The 20,631-nt window shown below is 60.4% G+C and carries 20 protein-coding genes and 1 pseudogene; 14 read left to right on the top strand and 7 right to left on the bottom strand.

Annotated elements, in window-relative coordinates:
- Positions 1-274 precede the first annotated feature (274 nt).
- The 3 genes from RWK44_RS03840 to RWK44_RS03830 all read left to right on the top strand — a co-directional run bounded on the left by RWK44_RS03840 (position 275) and on the right by RWK44_RS03830 (position 5,473).
- Positions 275-1,030: a helix-turn-helix transcriptional regulator gene (locus RWK44_RS03840; RefSeq protein WP_316028381.1), complete on the top strand. Its 756-nt coding sequence runs from the start codon at positions 275-277 to the stop codon at positions 1,028-1,030.
- Between the two features lie 216 nt (positions 1,031-1,246).
- Positions 1,247-4,711, top strand: a complete 3,465-nt coding sequence (gene pyc, locus RWK44_RS03835; protein ID WP_316028380.1) for a pyruvate carboxylase — start codon at positions 1,247-1,249, stop codon at positions 4,709-4,711.
- A gap of 189 nt (positions 4,712-4,900) precedes the next feature.
- A complete protein-coding gene (locus RWK44_RS03830; RefSeq protein WP_316028379.1) occupies positions 4,901-5,473 on the top strand; it encodes an NADPH-dependent FMN reductase in 573 nt (190 codons plus the stop codon).
- A 154-nt stretch (positions 5,474-5,627) separates the two neighbouring features.
- Here the strand turns inward: RWK44_RS03830 and RWK44_RS03825 are convergent, their stop codons facing one another.
- From RWK44_RS03825 to RWK44_RS03815, 3 genes are all read right to left on the bottom strand, one after another.
- On the bottom strand, positions 5,628-6,389 hold the full coding sequence (locus RWK44_RS03825; protein ID WP_027668543.1) for an amino acid ABC transporter ATP-binding protein: 762 nt from the start codon (positions 6,387-6,389) through the stop codon (positions 5,628-5,630).
- Positions 6,386-7,066 (bottom strand): amino acid ABC transporter permease, encoded by a 681-nt coding sequence (locus RWK44_RS03820; protein WP_077977942.1) that lies wholly within the window; start codon positions 7,064-7,066, stop codon positions 6,386-6,388. The genes RWK44_RS03825 and RWK44_RS03820 overlap by 4 nt, the downstream gene beginning before the upstream one ends.
- Before the next feature lie 203 nt (positions 7,067-7,269).
- A complete protein-coding gene (locus RWK44_RS03815; protein WP_011653981.1) occupies positions 7,270-8,043 on the bottom strand; it encodes an amino acid ABC transporter substrate-binding protein in 774 nt (257 codons plus the stop codon).
- A gap of 516 nt (positions 8,044-8,559) precedes the next feature.
- Here RWK44_RS03815 and RWK44_RS03810 point away from each other — a divergent pair.
- The 4 genes from RWK44_RS03810 to hisC all read left to right on the top strand — a co-directional run bounded on the left by RWK44_RS03810 (position 8,560) and on the right by hisC (position 13,015).
- Complete coding sequence (locus tag RWK44_RS03810) at positions 8,560-9,336, top strand: DeoR/GlpR family DNA-binding transcription regulator (protein ID WP_316028378.1); 777 nt, start codon at positions 8,560-8,562, stop codon at positions 9,334-9,336.
- Between the two features lie 63 nt (positions 9,337-9,399).
- A complete protein-coding gene (locus RWK44_RS03805) occupies positions 9,400-10,590 on the top strand; it encodes an MFS transporter (RefSeq protein WP_131663110.1) in 1,191 nt (396 codons plus the stop codon).
- A 96-nt stretch (positions 10,591-10,686) separates the two neighbouring features.
- A complete protein-coding gene (ispG, locus tag RWK44_RS03800; protein WP_017962537.1) occupies positions 10,687-11,937 on the top strand; it encodes a flavodoxin-dependent (E)-4-hydroxy-3-methylbut-2-enyl-diphosphate synthase in 1,251 nt (416 codons plus the stop codon).
- 16 nt (positions 11,938-11,953) lie between these two features.
- Entirely contained in the window at positions 11,954-13,015 is a 1,062-nt protein-coding gene (gene hisC / locus RWK44_RS03795; RefSeq protein WP_316028377.1) for a histidinol-phosphate transaminase, read from the top strand.
- 9 nt (positions 13,016-13,024) lie between these two features.
- On the opposite strand, the gene RWK44_RS03790 is transcribed toward hisC, so the two are convergent.
- Positions 13,025-13,939 (bottom strand): polyprenyl synthetase family protein, encoded by a 915-nt coding sequence (locus RWK44_RS03790; protein WP_316028376.1) that lies wholly within the window; start codon positions 13,937-13,939, stop codon positions 13,025-13,027.
- Positions 13,940-14,074: 135 nt separating this feature from the next.
- Here RWK44_RS03790 and mtgA point away from each other — a divergent pair, with 135 nt between their 5' ends.
- The 5 genes and pseudogenes from mtgA (at position 14,075) to RWK44_RS03765 (ending at position 16,546) form a co-directional block, all read left to right on the top strand.
- Positions 14,075-14,812 carry a monofunctional biosynthetic peptidoglycan transglycosylase gene (gene mtgA / locus RWK44_RS03785; protein ID WP_316028375.1) on the top strand — a complete coding sequence of 246 codons (738 nt, stop codon included), beginning with the start codon at positions 14,075-14,077 and terminating at the stop codon, positions 14,810-14,812.
- Between the two features lie 92 nt (positions 14,813-14,904).
- Positions 14,905-14,991: pseudogene (locus RWK44_RS03780) on the top strand (DUF1868 domain-containing protein); the annotation flags it as partial.
- A 13-nt stretch (positions 14,992-15,004) separates the two neighbouring features.
- Entirely contained in the window at positions 15,005-15,652 is a 648-nt protein-coding gene (locus RWK44_RS03775; protein ID WP_131663116.1) for a glutathione S-transferase family protein, read from the top strand.
- Positions 15,653-15,807: 155 nt separating this feature from the next.
- Entirely contained in the window at positions 15,808-15,993 is a 186-nt protein-coding gene (rpmF, locus tag RWK44_RS03770; RefSeq protein ID WP_003543812.1) for a 50S ribosomal protein L32, read from the top strand.
- A 145-nt stretch (positions 15,994-16,138) separates the two neighbouring features.
- Positions 16,139-16,546, top strand: a complete 408-nt coding sequence (locus RWK44_RS03765; RefSeq protein ID WP_003543801.1) for a hypothetical protein — start codon at positions 16,139-16,141, stop codon at positions 16,544-16,546.
- On the opposite strand, the gene phaR is transcribed toward RWK44_RS03765, so the two are convergent.
- Complete coding sequence (gene phaR, locus RWK44_RS03760) at positions 16,541-17,113, bottom strand: polyhydroxyalkanoate synthesis repressor PhaR (protein ID WP_017962532.1); 573 nt, start codon at positions 17,111-17,113, stop codon at positions 16,541-16,543. The two genes, RWK44_RS03765 and phaR, sit on opposite strands and share 6 nt — an antisense overlap.
- 239 nt (positions 17,114-17,352) lie before the next feature.
- Here phaR and RWK44_RS03755 point away from each other — a divergent pair, with 239 nt between their 5' ends.
- Both RWK44_RS03755 and RWK44_RS03750 read left to right on the top strand, forming a co-directional pair.
- A complete protein-coding gene (locus RWK44_RS03755; protein WP_017962531.1) occupies positions 17,353-18,534 on the top strand; it encodes an acetyl-CoA C-acetyltransferase in 1,182 nt (393 codons plus the stop codon).
- Between the two features lie 71 nt (positions 18,535-18,605).
- Positions 18,606-19,331 (top strand): beta-ketoacyl-ACP reductase, encoded by a 726-nt coding sequence (locus tag RWK44_RS03750; RefSeq protein WP_017962530.1) that lies wholly within the window; start codon positions 18,606-18,608, stop codon positions 19,329-19,331.
- A gap of 489 nt (positions 19,332-19,820) precedes the next feature.
- Here RWK44_RS03750 and RWK44_RS03745 read toward each other — a convergent pair whose 3' ends face one another.
- The gene (locus RWK44_RS03745) at positions 19,821-20,081 is read right to left on the bottom strand and encodes a YMGG-like glycine zipper-containing protein (RefSeq protein WP_003543792.1); all 261 of its coding nucleotides are present in this window, start codon (positions 20,079-20,081) and stop codon (positions 19,821-19,823) included.
- Between the two features lie 27 nt (positions 20,082-20,108).
- Positions 20,109-20,264, bottom strand: a complete 156-nt coding sequence (locus RWK44_RS03740) for a DUF3309 family protein (RefSeq protein ID WP_017962528.1) — start codon at positions 20,262-20,264, stop codon at positions 20,109-20,111.
- Positions 20,265-20,631 lie beyond the last annotated feature (367 nt).

Below are 20,631 nucleotides of genomic sequence, written 5' to 3'. Positions count from 1 at the left end.
ACAAAAGGCTACCTGAACGGGCGATTAACGGAGTATTCAGGGTTCGACCGATGTGACGATTGATACGATCGTATTATTGCAGGGCGCTAGGAGATGGCCATGGCGCCGAAATTGCCGTCCGGCTATATCTCGCGACAATTTGCGCTTGCATTTTATGAAATGTTTAGCGCAGCATTAAATTACAGACTGCATTTATTGAAGACCGTTTCGCGACCAGTTTGACCAGCCGCCGACGGCCTCATGCGGGCATCAGGTCCGGGCAAGGGGCATTTTTGTGAAAATTAATTCGTTAATTCAATTGCTTGTAATTCTGGAAGAATGCTCAAACCCTGAAGCTGTCATCACCGAAATGCAGCAGATCCTCCGCGGTTGCGGCTTCGAATATTACGGTCTGCTGCGCCATGTCCCGCAGAGCCCGGTGCAGCAGAATCCGGAGCCCTGGGCTGCGGCGCTTGCCGGCCGCTGGCCGGAGCAATGGCCGCAGATATATGCCGCAAAAAAATATGCGCTGATCGATCCGATGGTGCGCTATCTCGCTCATGCGCAGCGGCCCTTCCGCTGGCGGGAGGCGATGGCGGCCTTCCACAAGGACGCACATCAGCGCCGCATGGAGCAGATGATGGTCGATGCCTTCGGTCATGGACTGGAGGATGGCTACATCTTTCCCATCCACGGACGCAACGGCATTCTCGCCAGCCTTAGCCTCGCCGGCAAGCCGATCGAGCTGTCGCCGGTGGAAATCGCATTGCTGGAGGCGGTGGCGCGCAAGGCCTTCTGGCGGTTTCTCGATCTGAAAGGTGAGGCGCAGGCACTGGAGACCGTGCTGCCGGCCGACACGCCGCTGACGCGGCGCGAGATGGAAATCCTGCATTATCTCGCCGAAGGCATGACGTCGATGGAGATCAGCAAGATGCTGAAGATCTCAAACCACACCGTCGACTGGTATATGAACGGCTTGCAGGACAAGCTGAAGGCGAAAAACAGGCAGCAGGCGGTAGCGCTTGCCTTCCGTCATGGCCTGATAAGTTAAAGCAATTCCGCTTCTCATTGAAGCGAAACCGCTCTGCTTTTTATTTTTTACGCAGCTCCGGACGGAAACCGCTTGGCTCTTTTCCTGGAATTGCTTCAGCATGTCGAAAAATTGCATTTCGCAGTCGCAAGATAAATTGAACTTTCTGTGACAAGAAGTTAAGAATTTTCTTCGCGGGTGCAGCATTCCCGCGTCTGAACGTCTGAGGAGACCGTTTTGCCCATTTCCAAGATTCTCGTTGCCAATCGCTCCGAAATTGCCATTCGCGTGTTCCGCGCGGCCAACGAGCTTGGAATAAAAACCGTGGCGATCTGGGCGGAAGAGGACAAGCTGGCGCTGCACCGCTTCAAGGCGGACGAGAGCTACCAGGTCGGCCGCGGTCCGCATTTATCCAAGGACATGGGCCCGATCGAGAGCTATCTGTCGATCGAGGAGGTGATCCGCGTTGCTAAACTCTCCGGCGCCGATGCCATCCATCCGGGCTATGGCCTGCTGTCGGAAAGCCCCGAATTCGTCGATGCCTGCAACAAGGCCGGTATCATCTTCATCGGCCCGGAGGCCGATACGATGCGCCAGCTCGGCAACAAGGTCGCAGCGCGCAATCTGGCGATCTCGGTCGGTGTTCCCGTGGTGCCGGCCACCGGGCCGTTGCCGGAGGACATGGCCGAAGTGGCGAAGATGGCGGAGGGGATCGGCTATCCCGTCATGCTGAAGGCCTCCTGGGGCGGCGGCGGGCGCGGCATGCGCGCGATCCGCGATCCAAAGGATCTCGCCCGCGAGGTGACGGAAGCCAAGCGCGAGGCGATGGCGGCCTTCGGCAAGGACGAGGTCTATCTGGAAAAACTCGTCGAGCGCGCCCGCCACGTCGAAAGCCAGGTGCTCGGCGATACGCACGGCAATGTCGTGCATCTCTTCGAGCGTGACTGCTCGATCCAGCGCCGCAACCAGAAGGTCGTCGAGCGCGCCCCGGCGCCCTATCTCTCGGAGGCGCAGCGCCAGGAACTCGCCGCCTATTCGCTGAAGATCGCGGCCGCGACCAATTATATCGGTGCCGGCACCGTCGAATATCTGATGGATGCCGATACCGGTAAATTCTACTTCATCGAGGTCAATCCGCGCATTCAGGTCGAGCATACGGTGACCGAAGTCGTTACCGGCATTGATATCGTCAAGGCGCAGATCCACATCCTCGACGGCTTTGCGATCGGCACGCCGGAATCAGGCGTGCCGCGCCAGGAGGATATCCGTCTCAATGGTCATGCGCTGCAGTGCCGTATCACCACGGAAGATCCGGAGCATAATTTCATTCCGGATTACGGCCGCATCACCGCCTATCGCTCGGCGTCCGGTTTCGGTATCCGCCTCGATGGCGGCACCTCCTATTCGGGTGCGATCATCACCCGCTTTTATGACCCGCTTCTCGTCAAGGTCACGGCATGGGCTCCCAATCCGTCCGAAGCGATCGCCCGCATGGACCGGGCGCTGCGCGAATTCCGCATTCGCGGCGTGGCAACCAACCTGACCTTCCTCGAAGCGATCATCGGCCATCCCAAGTTCCGGGACAACAGTTACACGACGCGCTTCATCGACACGACGCCGGAGCTGTTCCAGCAGGTGAAGCGCCAGGATCGCGCCACGAAGCTGCTGACCTATCTCGCCGACGTCACCGTCAATGGCCATCCCGAGGCCAAGGACAGGCCGATGCCGCTTGATAACGCTGCCGAGCCGGTGGTTCCCTACGCCAACGGCAATGCGGTCAAGGATGGTACGAAGCAACTCCTCGACACGCTCGGCCCGAAGAAATTCGGCGAATGGATGCGCAACGAAAAGCGTGTGCTTTTGACCGACACGACGATGCGTGACGGCCACCAGTCGCTGCTTGCCACCCGCATGCGCACCTATGACATCGCCCGCATTGCCGACACCTATGCGCATGCGCTGCCGAACCTTTTGTCGCTCGAATGCTGGGGCGGCGCGACCTTCGACGTCTCCATGCGCTTTCTGACCGAGGATCCGTGGGAGCGCCTGGCGCTGATCCGCGAGGGCGCGCCGAACCTTCTGCTGCAGATGCTGCTGCGCGGCGCCAACGGCGTCGGCTACACCAATTATCCCGATAATGTCGTCAAATATTTCGTCCGCCAGGCGGCCAGGGGCGGCATCGATCTCTTCCGCGTCTTCGACTGCCTGAACTGGGTCGAGAACATGCGCGTCTCGATGGATGCCATTGCCGAGGAGAACAAGCTCTGCGAGGCGGCGATCTGCTATACCGGCGATATCTTGAACTCGGCCCGTCCGAAATACGATCTGAAATACTACACCGACCTTGCGGTCGAGCTCGAGAAGGCGGGGGCGCATATCATCGCGCTCAAGGATATGGCGGGTCTTCTCAAGCCCGCGGCTGCGAAGGTTCTGTTCAAGGCGCTGCGCGAGGCGACCAGCCTGCCGATCCATTTCCACACGCATGATACATCGGGTATTGCGGCCGCGACCGTTCTTGCTGCCGTCGATGCTGGCGTCGATGCCGTCGATGCCGCCATGGATGCGCTGTCCGGCAATACCTCGCAGCCCTGTCTCGGCTCGATCGTCGAGGCGCTGCGCGGCACGGAGCGTGATCCGGGCCTCGATCCGGAATGGATCCGCCGCATCTCCTTCTATTGGGAAGCGGCGCGGAACCAGTATGCCGCCTTCGAAAGCGATCTGAGGGGCCCGGCATCCGAAGTCTATCTGCACGAAATGCCTGGTGGTCAGTTCACCAACCTCAAGGAACAGGCCCGGTCGCTCGGGCTCGAGACCCGCTGGCATCAGGTGGCGCAGGCCTATGCCGACGCCAACCAGATGTTCGGCGATATCGTCAAGGTGACGCCGTCTTCCAAGGTCGTCGGCGACATGGCGCTGATGATGGTGTCCCAGGACCTGACGGTTGCCGACGTCGTCAGCCCCGACAAGGAAGTCTCCTTCCCGGAATCGGTGGTCTCGATGCTGAAGGGCGATCTCGGCCAGCCGCCGTCAGGATGGCCTGAAGCGCTGCAGAAGAAGGCGCTGAAGGGCGACAAGCCCTATACCGTGCGCCCCGGCTCGCTGCTCAAGGAGGCTGATCTCGATGCGGAGCGCAAAGTCATCGAGACGAAACTCGAGCGCGAGATCAGCGACTTCGAATTCGCTTCCTACCTGATGTATCCGAAAGTCTTCACCGACTTCGCGCTCGCTTCCGATACCTACGGCCCGGTCTCGGTGCTGCCGACGCCCGCCTATTTCTACGGTCTCAAGGACGGCGAGGAGCTGTTTGCCGATATCGAGCGCGGCAAGACGCTCGTCATCGTCAACCAGGCGATGAGCGCGACCGACAGCCAGGGCATGGTGACCATCTTCTTCGAGCTCAACGGCCAGCCGCGCCGCATCAAGGTGCCGGACCGGGCCCATGGAGCGACGGGTGCCGCCGTCCGCCGCAAGGCGGAGCCGGGCAATGCCGTTCATGTCGGCGCGCCGATGCCGGGTGTCATCAGCCGTGTCTTCGTCTCGCCCGGCCAGGCGGTCAATGCCGGTGACGTGCTGGTCTCGATCGAGGCGATGAAGATGGAAACGGCGCTGCATGCGGAAAAGGACGGCACCATTTCCGAGGTGCTGGTGCGGGCCGGCGACCAGATCGACGCCAAGGACCTGCTCGTCGTCTACGCAGGCTGAAGGGTTGCCATCCTCCGCAAGGCGCGCATCAGCCGAGTTTGCGAGCGGGCTCCATTCACTCGATTGTGTACGATCGGCCTGTCGAAAAGCTGATTTTTCGAAGCCTTCGCGCCTTGCCCGGCGCGGAGGCTTTCTCATAAAGTTGCGCTCCCATTATCCGCCCCCAAAACCCATCAGGAAATGATATCCATGAGCAAGTTGAAGATTGCCGTCATCGTCGGCAGCACGCGTATTGGCCGTTTTGCCGAGCATCCGGCCAAGTGGATTGCCGCTATCGCCGGCGAACGGCAGGACATCGAGGTCGAGGTTCTCGACCTGCTCGACTACCCCATGCAATTTTTCGGTGAGCAGCGCGCGACGACCGCTGAAAGCGAGACGGCAGAGCGCTGGAAAAAGAAGCTGCGTGAATTCGACGGCTTCATTTTCACCGTCGCCGAGTACAATCACGGTCCGACGGCGGTTCTGAAGAACGCCATCGACCTCGGCGAGTTCATCCACAAGCCGGTCGGCTTCGTCGGTTACGGCGGCGTCGGCGGCGCACGTGCGGTCGAGCATCTCCGGCTGATCTTCGTGGAGATGGGGGCGGCTTCGGTGAAAACCGGCGTGCATATCGCGCTTGGCGAATATCTCGGCGTCCTCAAGGAAGGCAAGAGCCTCAGCGATTACGCGCATCTCAACGAAGCGGCGAAGAACCAGCTCGACCAGCTCACCTGGTGGGGCAATGCGCTGAAGGCGGCGCGCGCCGTCGTCACGGCTTCCTGATTGGAGTTCCGGCAATGCCGGGATGTTCGATCCCGGCATTAGATCCGGATGATTTGAGGCCAGGTCAGCCTAAAATCTGGATCCGGATCTAAATCAAAGAAATAGAGCATGATGTCGTCCGAAAACCGCTCACACTTCGGCATCATGCTCTAGCTCAGATATCGTAAGTATGGGCGGCGTTGATCGTCGAGATGAAACGTTTGGTGCGTTCGCGCTCCGGCGCGCTGAAGATCGCTCTGGCGCTGCCCGTTTCCACCACGCTGCCGGCTTCCAGGAAAACGACGTCATTGGCGATCTTCGAGGCGAGCCGGAGATCGTGGGTCGCCATCACCATCGTCGTACCTTCGCTGGCAAGCTTGCCCAGCACATCGACCACTTCGGCCGAAAGCTCGGGATCGAGGGCGGATGTCGGCTCATCGCACAGAAGCACGCGCGGCGAGGGCGCCAGCGCGCGGGCGATCGCGACGCGCTGCTGCTGGCCGCCCGATAATGTCGAAGGCCAGGCATCGGCCTTGTGGGTCATGCCGACCTTGGTCAGCAATTCCATCGCACGCTCGCGAGCTTTTGGCCGCGGCCATCTCAGCACCGTCACCAGGCCTTCCATGACATTCTCGATCGCGGTCTGATGCGGAAAGAGCTGGAAGTTCTGGAAGACCATGCCGGTCTGGCGGCGGATCTTCTGGATCGCCGGCCAGCTCGTTCGTTTGCCCGGTGCAAAGGCCAGCGTTTCCTCTCCGAGGCGGATGGAGCCGGCGGTCGGAATTTCGAGCAGGTTGATGCAGCGCAGCAGCGTGCTCTTGCCGCCGCCGGAAGGACCGACGAGCGCAGTAACGCTGCCTTCGGGGATGCGGATGCTGATATCCTTGAGGATGACGGCGTCGCCGAAGCGCTTTTCGATGTTGGAAAGCTCGATCATGCATTTGCCTCCAGCATACCGCCATAACGCGCGAAGCGGCGTTCCAGCCGCACCTGCAGCTGCGAGAGGACGGAGCTCAGGACGAGATAGATCAACGCCGCCTCGATATAGAGGATCAATGGCTCATAGGTGGTGGCGACGATGCGCTGTGCTGCCTGGAAGAGCTCGGGCACGGTGATGGCGGCGGCAAGCGAGGTGTCTTTGACCAGCGAGATGAAGGTGTTCGACAAAGGCGGCACGGCGACGCGGGCCGCCTGCGGCAGGATGGTGCGGCTCATCGCCTGGCGCCAGCTCATGCCGATCGAATAGGCGGCTTCCCACTGGCCCTTCGGTACCGAGGAAATGACGGCGCGGATAATCTCGGAGCTATAGGCGCCGATATTCAGCGTGAAGCCGATGAGGGCGGCCGGAAAGGCATCGAGCAAGATGCCGAGGCTCGGCAGGCCGTAGAAGATCACGAAGAGCTGCACGAGCAACGGCGTGCCGCGAATGACCCAGACATAGAAGCGCGCGACGGCCGACAGCGGCATCGGCCCGAAGAGCCGGGCGATCGCGGTGGCGAGCCCGAGCGTCAGGCCGAAGGCGAAGGATAGCAGGGTCAGTGGTATGGTGAAGATCAACCCCGCCCAGAGGAGGGAGGGTAGCGATTCCGCCATCAGTTGGAGCCAGTGCGGCAAGGGCGTTCCCTCTCATCGGTTGGGTCGTGATACTCGAAATACCCCTCCCCAACCCCTCCCCACAAGGGGGAGGGACTTATCCAGGTGCCGCCTCGCAAGAAATAGCGACCGAGCGGCAGGCCGAAACGATTATTTGGAGATGAAGCGATCCGCCGGCTAAGCCTCTCCCCCTTGTGGGGAGGGGACTTTTTCCTGAGTGGAGTTTACTTGGAAACGTCCTGGCCGAAATATTTGTCGGCGATCTTCTTGTAGGTGCCGTCGGCCTTGATGTCGGCAAGCGCCTTGTTGATTTCGGCGAGAAGCTCCGGCTCGTTCTTGCGGATGATGATGCCGGAATAATCGGCATTTTCCTGCTCGGCGACGATCTTCACCGGCGCATCCGGCTTGTGTTTCTTGAAATCGAGGAAGGAGAGGCTGTCGTTGATCGTGGCGTCGGCGCGCTTGGTCAATACCAACTGGATCGATTGATCGAAACCGTCGGTGCCGACGAGTTCGGCACCGGCTTCAGTTGCGAGCTTGCCGAAGTTGCTGGTCAGCGACTGGGCGGCCTTCTTGCCCTTCAGATCGGCGAAGGACTTGATGCTGTCGTCGCCGTCGCGGGCGATCAGCACGGCCTTGGAGGCGATATAGGGCTCGGAGAAATCGTATTTCTGCTTGCGGGTTTCGGTGATGCCGACCTGGTTGATGACGGTATCGTAGCGTTTGGCATCGAGGCCGGCGATCAGGCCATCCCACTTGCCTTCGACGAACTCGGCCTTGACGCCGAGCTTGGCGGCGATCGCTTCGCCGATCTCGACATCGAAGCCGACAAGCTTGCCGCTTTCGTCATGATAGGTGAAGGGCGCATAGGTGCCTTCGGTGCCGATCTTGAAGACGCCGGCCGATTTGATGGCGGCGAGGTTTTCACCGGCATGGGCAGGCAGCAAGGCCGCAGCCTGAATGAGGGCAGCGGCAGCGACGGTTTTCAACCAGTTCATTGTTTCTATCCATCCTTGGGAGGTTGTCATCGGGTGAGGATACTTTGCAGAAAACTAGGGCGCCGGAAGCGTAGAAAACTGCGAATAAAAGCAGCAACTGCAAATATTTTTCTCAAGCGTCCGTTTGGACGAGCTTGCCGCGCCCATAGGCGAGACAACCGACGAGGATCGTCAGACTACGGAAAGACAGGTCTGCCAGACTGGAATGGTTGAAGCCAGGACCTTGATGATCGCGTCATGGAAGGTGAACGCCATATAGGCGAGGGTCGTGAGCAGGATGCCCAGGCTGACGGAGCTTTTCACGGGGAGAACGCACCAGGTGGCGGATATGCCGGCGGGAATCGGGAGTGTCTAATCGATGTTCCCGGCTCTCGGATCGGTCAACAGGGCATATTTGGCTCTGGCGATGGAGCTTTGTTTCGAAACGTCAGAAAACGTGTGACCGTGCATATTGCCTGCATGGTCATAAGCGGTTATGCACGTTTCCTGTTTATAAGATCCCGATCCGGTAGGAACATGCAGGATTTTCTGTTGCGAGAACGCCAAGGCGTGATTTCCGAGAGGCTGCGGCTGAATGGCCGCGTGCTGGCGACGGAGCTGGCGCTCGAATTCGGTGTCTCCGAGGACACGGTGCGGCGGGATCTGCGCGAAATGGCGGCGGCAGGGCTCTGCGAGCGGGTTTATGGTGGTGCATTGCCGGTCTCGCCGGCGCACGGAAGCATGACCCAACGCATCGGCTTTGCCGCTGACCGGAAACAGGCGCTGGCGCGCGCTGCGGCAAAGCAGATTGCCGCTGGTTCGACCGTGTTTTTCGATGCCGGCAGCACCAATCTGGCGATTGCCAACGCGTTACCGGCCGAGCTTGCACTGACGGCTGCGACGAATGCGCCGGCGATTGCCGCAGCGCTGATCGACAAGCCTGCCGTCAACGTCATTCTGATCGGCGGGATGGTCGACCGGCAGACGGGCGGTTCCCTCGGCGCCAAGGCCTTGCGGGATATGGAGCAGATTTCGCCCGATCTCTGCATTCTTGGCGCCTGCGGTGTCGATCTCGAGGCCGGCATCACGGTGTTCGGCTTCGAGGATGCAGAGTTCAAGCGCTTTGCGGCGTCCAGGAGCAGAAAAGTATTGGTGGCTGCAACCTCGGAAAAATTCGGCACCGCGGCCCCCCATAGCATCCTGCCGGTTGCCCATTGCGAATGCCTGGTCGTCGAGCACGATGCCGATCCGGCCATTCTCGCCCGTTACCGCGAGCGCGGATGCAGAACTGTTCTCGCCGAGAAAGCGAACTGAGGCGACGTCATAAAGTTTAGGGAGACCGGGCGGGTGAAAGCCCGGCAATGAGGAAGACCGGAAATGGATAGTCATGTGAGTACGTCGGGAGCCCGGAGCGGCTTCATTACCAGAAGCAGGGCGGCGGTTTCCCTGCTCTTTCTCATGAACGGTTTTGTCGTCGGCTGCTGGGCGCCGAAGATTCCGGATTTTGCCGAGCGTCTGGCGCTGACCAAGTTCGAGCTTGGACTGATGATCCTGGTCTTCGGCGTCGGCTCGCTGGTCATGATGCCGATCACCGGCGCGCAGATCGCCAAACACGGCTCGCGTATCGTCGTTCAAGTCCTGGCCGTCTGTCTGCTGCCGTTGCTGCTGGCATTGACGCTCGCGCCAAATGTGATCACCGGGGCAATTTCGCTCTTCCTGTTCGGCGGCTTCATCGGCGCAATGGATGTGGCGATGAATGCCAATGCGGTCTCGGTCGAGAAATCCATGCGCCGCGCCATCATGTCGTCCTGCCACGCTTTCTGGAGCCTTGGCGGACTGATCGGCTCCGGTCTCGGCGGCATCGTGATCTCCAAGCTCGGCATTCTCGGCCATGCGCAACTGTCGACGGTGCTGGCGGCGATCTTCCTTGCCGTCGCCTGGCCGATGATCCTTGCGGATCCGCCGCATCCAGACACCAAGAAGGAAAAGACGAAGCTGCCGATGGTGCCGCTGCCATGGCTGCTCGGATTGATGGCGCTGTTCAGCATGGTGCCGGAAGGTGCTGTTCTCGACTGGGGCGCCCTCTATCTTCGGCAGGAAATGGATGCGTCCGTCGCGCTTTCCGGTCTTGGTTTCGCAGCCTTTTCGGCCACCATGGCAATCATGCGCTTTGGCGGCGACCTGGTGCGGGACCGTCTGGGGGGCGTCAAGACGCTGCGGATCTGCACTTTGTTTGCCATTGTCGGCATGCTGCTTGCAGGCCTGGCGCCCAATGCCGAGATTGCCATCCTGGGCTTTGCCTTTTGCGGTATCGGCATTTCCAACATGGTGCCGATCGCCTTCTCGGCGGCGGGCAACATACCCGGCCTCAAGCCTGGCATCGCCATCTCGGTGGTCACGACCATGGGCTATTCCGGCATGCTGGTTGCGCCATCGTTGATCGGCTTCGTCGCCGAGCATATCGGTTTTGCCGTCATTTTCATGGCGCTGCCGGTGCTGCTGCTCGTCGTTCTGCTGCTGTCCAACCTGGCTCATTATGCCGATGAGACCTCCGGAGGCGGTCACTGAGCCGCCACCCAACAAAAGTGATATCAGGGGCGGTTGACAAGCAGCCGGCCTTGATCCACCTGAAAAGCACTGTTTTTAGGGGTGCAAGAACTCTCCATGTCTTCAGCCGCCGATTTTGATCCGAAACCGCGCCGCGCTTCCGTTGCCGTCGATGTCGGCGGCGTCATCGTCGGCGGCGGGGCGCCGGTCGTCGTGCAATCCATGACGAATACCGATACGGCCGATATCGATTCCACCGTCGCGCAGGTCGCCGCTCTCCACCGGGCGGGTTCGGAGCTGGTGCGCATCACTGTCGACCGCGACGAGAGTGCGGCCGCCGTGCCGAAGATCCGCGAGCGGCTTCTGCGCCTCGGCATGGACGTGCCCTTGATCGGCGACTTCCATTATATCGGCCATAAGCTGCTTGCCGATCATCCGGATTGTGCCGAAGCGCTGGCGAAATACCGCATCAACCCCGGCAATGTCGGCTTCAAGGACAAGAAGGACAAGCAGTTCGCCGAGATCATCGAGATGGCGATCCGCTATGACAAGCCGGTGCGCATCGGCGTCAATTGGGGCTCGCTCGATCAGGATCTGCTGACGGCGCTGATGGATCGGAACGCCGAAGCCGGATCACCGCTTTCGGCCCGGCAGGTAACGCGCGAGGCGATCGTGCAATCAGCGCTGCTGTCGGCAGCCCTTGCCGAAGAGATCGGCCTGCCGCGCAACCGCATCATCCTGTCGGCCAAAGTCAGCCAGGTGCAGGACCTGATCGCCGTCAATTCCATGCTCGCCGAACGCTCCAATCATGCGCTGCATCTCGGCCTGACCGAAGCCGGCATGGGCACCAAGGGCATCGTCGCCTCGTCGGCGGCGATGGGCTTCGTGCTGCAGCACGGCATCGGCGATACGATCCGCGTGTCGCTGACGCCCGAGCCGAACGGCGACCGCACGCGCGAAGTGCAGGTGGCGCAGGAAATCCTGCAGGTCATGGGCTTCCGCCAGTTCATACCCGTGGTTGCTGCCTGTCCGGGCTGCGGACGCACGACGTCGACCGTGTTCCAGGAACTTGCCCAAAATATCCAGAACGACATCCGCAAAAACATGCCGGTATGGCGTGAAAAATATCCCGGCGTCGAGGCGCTGAACGTCGCCGTCATGGGCTGCATCGTCAACGGGCCGGGCGAAAGCAAACATGCCGATATCGGCATTTCGCTTCCGGGCACTGGTGAAACGCCGGCCGCCCCCGTCTTCATCGACGGCCGAAAGGCGTTGACGCTGCGCGGTCCCAATATTGCCGCCGATTTCGAGGCGCTTGTCGTCGACTATATCGAGAAGCGTTTCGGCCAGCGGACGGCGGCGGAATGACCGCCCGCATCTTCGGATGAGCCAGTACTGGTCGCCAATCGTCAGCAAGCTTCGGCCCTATGTCGCGGGCGAGCAGCCCCGTACCGCGAACATGGTCAAGCTCAATACCAACGAAAATCCTTACGGGCCGTCTCCTAGGGCGATCGAGGCAATCCGGGAGGCGGCGGACGATCGTCTACGGCTCTATCCCGATCCCACTGCCACGGAATTGCGCGAGACGATCGCGGTTCGTTTCGGCCTGACGGCGGAGGAAGTATTCGTCGGCAATGGCTCCGACGAGGTTCTTGCGCATGCGTTCCAGGCGCTGCTGAAACATGAGCGGCCGCTTCTCTATCCCGATGTGACCTACGCCTTCTATTCGACCTATAGCGTGCTATACGGCGTCGAAGCGATCGAAGTGCCTGTTGACGATGGGTTCCGGATCCGCCTGGCCGATTACGACAGGCCCTGTGGCGCGATCATCATCCCCAATCCGAATGCGCCGACCGGCATCGGCCTGCCGCTCGCCGGCATCGAGGCACTTCTTGCCGCCCATCCGGATGCGGTCGTCGTCATAGACGAGGCCTATATCGATTTCGGCGGCGAGAGCGCCATCCCGCTGATATCCATGCATTCCAACCTGCTGGTGATCCAGACCCTGTCGAAGTCCCGTTCGCTTGCCGGTCTGCGCATCGGCTTCGCGCTGGGGCAGCGGCCGCTGATCGAGGCGCTGGAGCGGGTCAAGGACAGCTTCAATTCCTATCCACTTGATCGTCTGGCGCAGCTTGCCGCGACGGCGGCGATCAAGGACGAGGCGTGGTTCGAGACAGGCCGGAGGAACATCATCGCCAGCCGCGAAAGCCTTGTTAGGGAACTCGAAGCGCTGGATTTTGAGGTTCTGCCGTCCCAGGCGAATTTCGTTTTCGCAAGGCACCAAAGCCGTTCGGGCGCAGCATTTCAAGCCGCTCTGCGGGAGCGCGGCATTCTCGTCCGGCATTTTGCCAAGCCGCGTATTTCGGACTTCCTGCGGATCAGCATCGGCACGGATGAGGAGTGTGCCCGTCTGGTATCCGCTCTCAAGGAGATACTGGCGGCCTGACCTGCCGCTTCAGCTCTTCCGGTCGGCGATGAAATGCGCTGCAGCAATGAGGGTCGAGGCACGGGCGCCGTAAGGGGCAAGCAGCGCCTCGGCATCGCGGACGTGCTCCCGGAGCTGGGTCTCGGCCCATTCCATGCCGCGCAGGGCGACGAGTGTTCCCTTGCCGCGAGCCGCATCCTTGCCGGTCGCCTTGCCCATGGTCGCTGCATCCGAAGTCTGGTCGAGAATGTCGTCGGCAAGCTGGAAAGCAAGACCGATCTTTTCGCCGAAGGCGCGCAGGCGGCGGCGATCGTCCGGCGGGCTTGCCGAGATGACGGCGCCGGCTTCGCAGGCGAAGCGGATCAGCGCGCCTGTTTTCATCGCTTGCAGGCGGATGATGCCGACCTCGTCGGGCGCCTGCTTTTCCGCCGCGAGATCAAGCGCCTGGCCGCCGGCCATGCCGCCGAGACCGGCTGCGCGGGCAAGGGCCAGCACCAGCGACGCCTTGCTCGTATCGGCAAGGGCCGTTTCCGGCGCGGCGATGATGTCGAAGGCATAGGTCAGCAGGCTGTCGCCGGCGAGGATCGCCGTCGCTTCGTCGAACTTGATGTGGACCGTCGGTTTGCCGCGACGCAGGTCGTCATCGTCCATGGCCGGCAGGTCGTCATGCACGAGGGAATAGCAGTGGACGCATTCGAGGGCTGCGCCGACACGAAGGGCCGCCTCGGCATCGCCGCCGAGAAGGGTGGCACTTTCGACGACCAGAAACGGTCGCAGCCGCTTGCCGCCGTTCAGCACGGCATAATGCATGGCATCGCGCAGCGTCTTGGGCCTGGCGATTTCATCGGAAAGGGCACTCGGCGAAAGCAATGCGTCGAGCAGCGCCTCGATGTCGCGGGCGTTGTTCTTCAGCCTCGTCTCGAAAGTGTCCGGGTTCGCGTCCATGGGCGCTGTTTGGCATGAGCGCCCCCGGGCTTGCAACGGAATTGTCGATGGCGGCAGCAAGATTCGCCGCGCACTCTGGCATAAGCTCCGCACAGGCGTTATGAGAACCACAGGACCGAAATCGGACTGGGGACATTGGATATAGCGCCGGAGAGAGAGGACAGCGTCGACAAGCCGGCTCGTCGGCGATGGTTCGAAGACAGGCGTATGTTGAAACGCATTGTTCTTGCCGTGCTGATCGTGCTGATCCTTCCCTATGCGCTGATCTTTTTCTATCTGCTGCCCTTCATTCACCCCGTCTCGACACTGATGCTGCGCGATCTCGTGCTGCTGCGTGGTTACGACAGGCAATGGGTGTCGCTTGATAAGATCGCCCCGGTCGTGGTGCAGTCGGTGATGATGTCGGAGGACGGGCAATATTGCTTTCACGGCGGCGTCGACTGGGCGGAAATGCGCATGCTGGTCGAGGATACGCTGAAAGGTCAGGCGACGCGCGGCGGCAGCACGATCCCGATGCAGACGGCGAAAAACCTCTTCCTCTGGAACGGCCGCTCCTTCGTGCGCAAGGCGCTGGAACTTCCGCTCGCGGTTGCCACGGATTTCGTCCTGTCGAAACGGCGGCTGATGGAAATCTATCTCAATATCGCCGAATGGGGTCCCGGCATCTACGGCATCGAGGCGGCGGCCCAGCATCATTTCAAGGTGCCGGCCTCGAAACTGACGCGGCGCCAGGCATCGCTGCTTGCCGTCTCGCTGCCGAACCCGATCGACCGCAATGCCGGCAAGCCCGGACGAGGCCTTCGCCGGCTCGCCGGCTTGATCGAGAGACGTGCGCAAGGTGCGGGCGATTACATCAAGTGCATCTACGATTGAGACCAGAACTTGTCATTGGAGCATGATGATGCCCGAAAACCGTTCACAGTTTTCGGCATCATGAGAAGCGGCAAGCGTCATCGAGGCGCCCTGTTTTCGAGCTTGCCCCGCCGGTATTCTGCGTGCTCAAGGACATGAACCATCTTCACGAATTGCTGATCTTCGATTTCGAAGCCTGAACGGGAGAGGCCTATGGACAGACCGACGCTCTACATCGCCAACAAGAATTATTCCTCCTGGTCGTTCCGGCCGTGGATGGCGCTGACGGGCGCCGGTGTCGATTTCGAGGAAGTCCTCATCCCCTTCGACTATGCGGGTGGCAATCCCAACATCAAGGCCATCTCACCCACCGGGCGTGTGCCGTTGCTGCAGCACGGCGCATTGAAGATCTGGGAATCGCTGGCGATCATCGAATATGTCGCCGAGCTTTATCCGGACGCCGGCCTTCTGCCGAGGGATCGCGCCGAGCGGGCGCTCGCCCGTTCGGTTTCGATGGAAATGCTGTCGAGCTTCCGGGCGCTGCGCAGTGCCTGCCCGATGAATATCCGCCGGCCGAAGGGCAGGATCGCGTTGCCGGATGGCGTCGACGCCGATGTCAGCCGCATCGAGACGATCTGGCGCGACCTCCTGCAGCAATCCGGCGGACCGTTTCTGTTTGGTGCGTTCAGCGGAGCGGATGCGATGTTTGCGCCTGTCGTCAACCGGTTCGACATTTATGATCTCGTCAGCCGAAACGATACGCTGGCCTATATGGAGACCATGCAGGCGCATCCGGCCTGGCGGAAATGGGAAGAGGCGGCCCGCGCCGAGCCCTGGATCGTGCCGGAAGACGAAGTCTGAGCCTGGAATCATCGGCTTTGCAAAAAATACGCATGGGGACTGGTCAAGGTCACCCCTTGCATGTATAAGCGCGCCAAATTCCGAAATCGCGACATGTCCGTTTCGGCCGCCGGTGTGGCCGTGGGAATGTTTTGCCCGCAAGTGGAGTAAGAGAAATGGCTGTACCGAAGAGAAAAACAAGCCCGTCCAAGCGCGGTATGCGCCGTTCGGCAGACGCCCTGAAGGCTCCGACCTATGTCGAAGACAAGAACTCCGGCGAACTGCGCCGCCCGCATCATATCGACCTGAAGACCGGTATGTATCGCGGCCGCCAGGTTCTGACGCCGAAGGAAAGCGCATAATTTCCCGATTCGGCTTGTCCGATCGAAGTTTCAAGGCCGGCGTCATGCCGGCCTTTTGCATTTCGACAATATAATATTTGCAATGACTTGCGGTGGGGCAAGGGTTTGCGGCAGTATTCTTCCATGATGCGCTGGGAGATTGCAGATGATAGCCGCCATGCCCCTAATGATTATCCCGTTTATTCTTTACAATCTTGCGATGCTGGGCCTGATGGGCGATGGCGGCATTCCGGCACTGCAACATGATATCATCGTGCTATCGATGATCTCGGGCGCGATCTGGAGTATGGCGCTCGGCGATCTTTTCATCGTCATCGCCCTTGTCGTGCTGTTCTTCGAAATCCTCAAAGCGACCAGAACCGGTCCCGGCAATCTCGTCAACCACATGCTGTCGATGCTGGTGTTCATCGCCTTCCTGGTCGAGTTTCTACTCGTCCGAGATGCTGCGACGCAGGTCTTCTTCATTTTGATGACGATCGCTCTGATCGATGTCATCGGCGGTTTTGCCGTGTCGATCCGGAGCGCCGGGCGGGACGTGTCGATCGGATTATAGGTTGTCGAGCTTGTTCTGAAGGGCGCGGAGCTGTTCCTTCAGCTCGTCGATATCCTTGGCCTCGGCCTTGCGGCTTTCCTTGGCGGGCGGCGTCATGAAGGGCGAGAACATCTGCATCGCCTGCTGAAACAGCTCGGTGTTACGGCGAACATGGTCCTCGACCATCTGCATCGGCAACTGCAGGTTCTTGCCGAGCGGCGTTTCGCCGAAGGCGCGGTTCACCTGCTCGCGCATCTGGGCCTGTTGTTCGGTGAAGGAGCGCATCGAATGTTCGAGAAAGCTCGGCACGACCATCTGCATCTGGTCGCCGTAATAGGTGATGAGCTGGCGCAGGAAGGAGATCGGGAGCAACGTGTTGCCGGTCTTCGATTCCTGTTCGAAGATGATCTGGGTCAGCACCGAATGGGTGATGTCATCTCCGCTTTTTGCATCCTGTACAGTAAATTCTTCGCCCTTCTTCACCATCTCCGCCAGGTCTTCCAGCGTCACGTAGGTGCTGGTGCCCGTGTTGTATAGGCGTCGATTGGCGTATTTCTTGATAACGATCTGACCCTCATGCTTCGCCATATCAGTCTCCTGAACCCCCGTCTGATTTATGGATATTCCTCCATTCGGGACTGTAAACGCAAAAGAAGCCCGGTGACAATCTCTTTGTGCGATGCGGCAAACCTTTCACGGAGCAGATGAATCGGGCTCCGGCGGGCTGCTGCCGAAAAATGGCCGGAGCCGGTCTTCGCGTTTGACTTGTGCTCCAAGCTTTGCCAGTTTCCACTTATGTAAGTGAGACGAAAACGAGGAGCGTCCCCATGAGCAATCCATCCATCGTCATCGCCAGCGCAGGGCGAACAGCAGTCGGCGCCTTCAACGGTGCTTTCGCGACGGTACTCGCGCATGAGCTCGGGGCGGCCGTCATCAAGGGCGCGCTCGAGCGCGCCGGCGTCGATGCCGGCGAGGTGGATGAGGTGATCCTCGGCCAGGTGCTTGCCGCCGGCGAGGGTCAGAACCCGGCCCGTCAGGCGGCGATGAAGGCCGGCATTCCGCAGGAAGCGACGGCCTGGGGCGTCAACCAGCTCTGCGGCTCGGGCCTGCGCGCGGTCGCGCTCGGCATGCAGCAGATCGCCACCGGCGATGCCAAGATCATCGTTGCCGGCGGCCAGGAATCCATGTCGATGGCGCCGCATGCCGCGCATCTACGCGGCGGCGTCAAGATGGGCGACATGAAGATGATCGACACGATGATCAAGGACGGCTTGACCGACGCCTTCCACGGCTACCACATGGGCATTACCGCCGAGAATATCGCGCGCCAGTGGCAGCTTTCACGCGACGACCAGGATCAGTTCGCGGTCAGCTCGCAGAACAAGGCGGAGGCGGCGCAGAAGGCCGGCCGCTTTACCGACGAGATCATCCCCTACGTCATCAAGACACGTAAGGGCGACGTTACGGTCGATGCCGACGAATATATCCGTCACGGCGCGACGATAGAGGCGATGGGGAAGCTGCGCCCGGCCTTCGACAAGGACGGCACGGTCACGGCCGCGAACGCGTCCGGCCTCAACGACGGTGCCGCGGCGGCCGTGCTGATGAGCGAAGCTGAGGCAGTCCGGCGCGGCATCCAGCCGCTCGCCCGCATCGTATCCTGGGCAACGGCGGGTGTCGATCCGCAGATCATGGGCACCGGACCGATCCCGGCTTCGCGCAAGGCGCTCGAGAAGGCCGGCTGGTCGGTCAACGATCTCGATCTCGTCGAAGCCAACGAGGCCTTCGCGGCGCAAGCCTGCGCCGTCACCAAAGATCTCGGATGGGATCCGTCGATCGTCAACGTCAATGGCGGAGCGATCGCGATCGGCCATCCGATCGGCGCCTCCGGCGCGCGCGTTCTCAACACGCTGCTGTTCGAAATGAAGCGCCGCGGCGCGAAGAAGGGTCTCGCCACGCTTTGCATCGGCGGCGGCATGGGTGTGGCCATGTGCTTTGAAGCGCTTTAAATAGCCTACGATCCATATTTGATTGAAGATCCCGCCAAGTGGCGGGGCAAAAAACAAAAGGGGAGCGGAACATGAGCAGAGTGGCTTTGGTCACCGGGGGTACACGCGGCATCGGCGCGGCAATATCCATGGCACTGAAAAATGCCGGATACAGGGTCGCCGCCAGCTATGCCGGCAACGACGAGAAGGCCAAAGCCTTCCACGACGTTACCGGCGTTCCGGTGTTCAAATGGGATGTTTCGGATTACCTCGCCTGCGGCGAAGGAATTGCCAGGGTCGAAAGCGAGATCGGCCCGGTCGAAATCCTCGTCAACAATGCCGGCATCACCCGCGACGCGATGTTCCACAAGATGACGCAGCAGCAGTGGCACGAGGTGATCAATACCAACCTCACCGGCCTGTTCAACATGACGCATCAGGTCTGGACCGGCATGCGTGACCGCAGCTTCGGCCGTATCGTCAATATCTCGTCGATCAACGGGCAGAAGGGCCAGATGGGCCAGGTGAACTATTCGGCGGCCAAGGCGGGCGATCTCGGCTTCACCAAGGCGCTGGCCCAGGAAGGGGCGAACAAGAACATCACCGTCAACGCCATTTGCCCCGGTTACATCGGAACTGAAATGGTGCTTGCCGTGCCGGAGAAGGTGCTGAACGAACGCATCATTCCGCAGATCCCGGTCGGCCGTCTCGGCGAACCGGAAGAGATCGCGCGCTGCGTCACCTTCCTCGTCTCCGACGATGCCGGCTTCATCACCGGTTCGACGCTGACGGCCAATGGTGGACAGTTTTTCGCCTAGGCATTTCTGTCTTCGAGTCGACAGTAGAGATTAGATTCAAAACGATAGCGCGTCCGGCAGGACGCGCTATCGCTGTTTTTGAACGTCTCTCGTGATGCCGGTTTGTGGCCGGTGTAGTGGTGCGTTTTCGGGAAGATCAAGAGCGGCGGTCTGTGTTCGGACGTCGCTGTGGCCGAGCTCTGGCCGGCACTTTGCGCAGCGAGCGATTTTCGCCGCTAAGGGCTGATATCGCGGTCGTCAGGAAAGCCGATGTAATCAGAGCAGCGACGAGAGAATTAAGCAAAATCTGGGTCATTGGAGGCGTTCCTTTCAGCTGCGCCGGGCGGCTTTGCCTGTCCGTTGCGCTCGTGAAGGAAATATGTGTCTGGCAGTTGGGCGGCGGTAGATTTGACTTTCGCAACCGATTGTCAACGTCACGTTGACGGATGCAGCAGGCCAAAAGAAAAACGGGCGCCAAGGCGCCCGTCGGGAGTCCGATATGCTTGCCGATCAGTAGCGGCAACGGGCCTCATAGCGGCGGCCGTAGCGGTCGCGATAGACGCAGTAGCCGCGGCGTTCGACCGACTGGCCGATCAGAGCGCCGGTCAGACCGCCGGCAACGGCGCCGACGGCGGCACCACCCCAGCTGTTGGTGACGGCACCGCCGATAACCGCACCGGTGCCGGCGCCGATCGCCGTACCTTGCTCGGTCGCTGTGCAGGATGCCAAGGCGCCGACGAGGGCACCGATAAGAACAATCTTCTTCATCATGTCGTAACTCCCCAGGTTAGTTGGGCTTTAGATGCGGCCCATTAGTACAAGGATAATGATAATCACGAGAACTAGCCCCAAACCGCCGGAAGGTCCATAGCCCCAGCCACGGCTATAACCCCAATTCGGCAAGGCTCCGATCAAGAGCAGAATGAGGATAATAAGAAGTATCGTGCCAAGCATGGTGTGTTTCCTTCATTTCATCCGCAATTTGGATGGACGAGAAACACACATTGGCGATTTTTGTTCCCGGTTAAGCGCCGGAAATGTGACGGCGCCTGATCACGCTCTAAGTTCCGTTATTTCCGGAAATTGCTGCTATGGTTAAAAAGACATATAAATACAATATGTTGCGGTGAACAAAGCGGGAAGGTCGCGATGTCGCCGATTCGTCGGCGATTCGTTCCGTATTTGATCGGAACCCGATATTGCCGCCTTGACTTAACGCCGTCTGAATCCGGCTCCTGAAAGATTAATGCCGATGCGACGAGGCGGCGCGAAAGGATCTCCGCCGATATGCATCTAGTGCCCAGACCTGAGACCGCTACCA

The sequence above is a fragment of the Rhizobium sp. 25PS6 genome (assembly GCF_032464655.1).
In the GTDB taxonomy this organism is placed as follows: Bacteria; Pseudomonadota; Alphaproteobacteria; order Rhizobiales; family Rhizobiaceae; genus Rhizobium; species Rhizobium laguerreae.
Note: the sequence above shows the minus strand (reverse complement) of the source record. Positions and strands in the feature narration are given on the sequence as shown.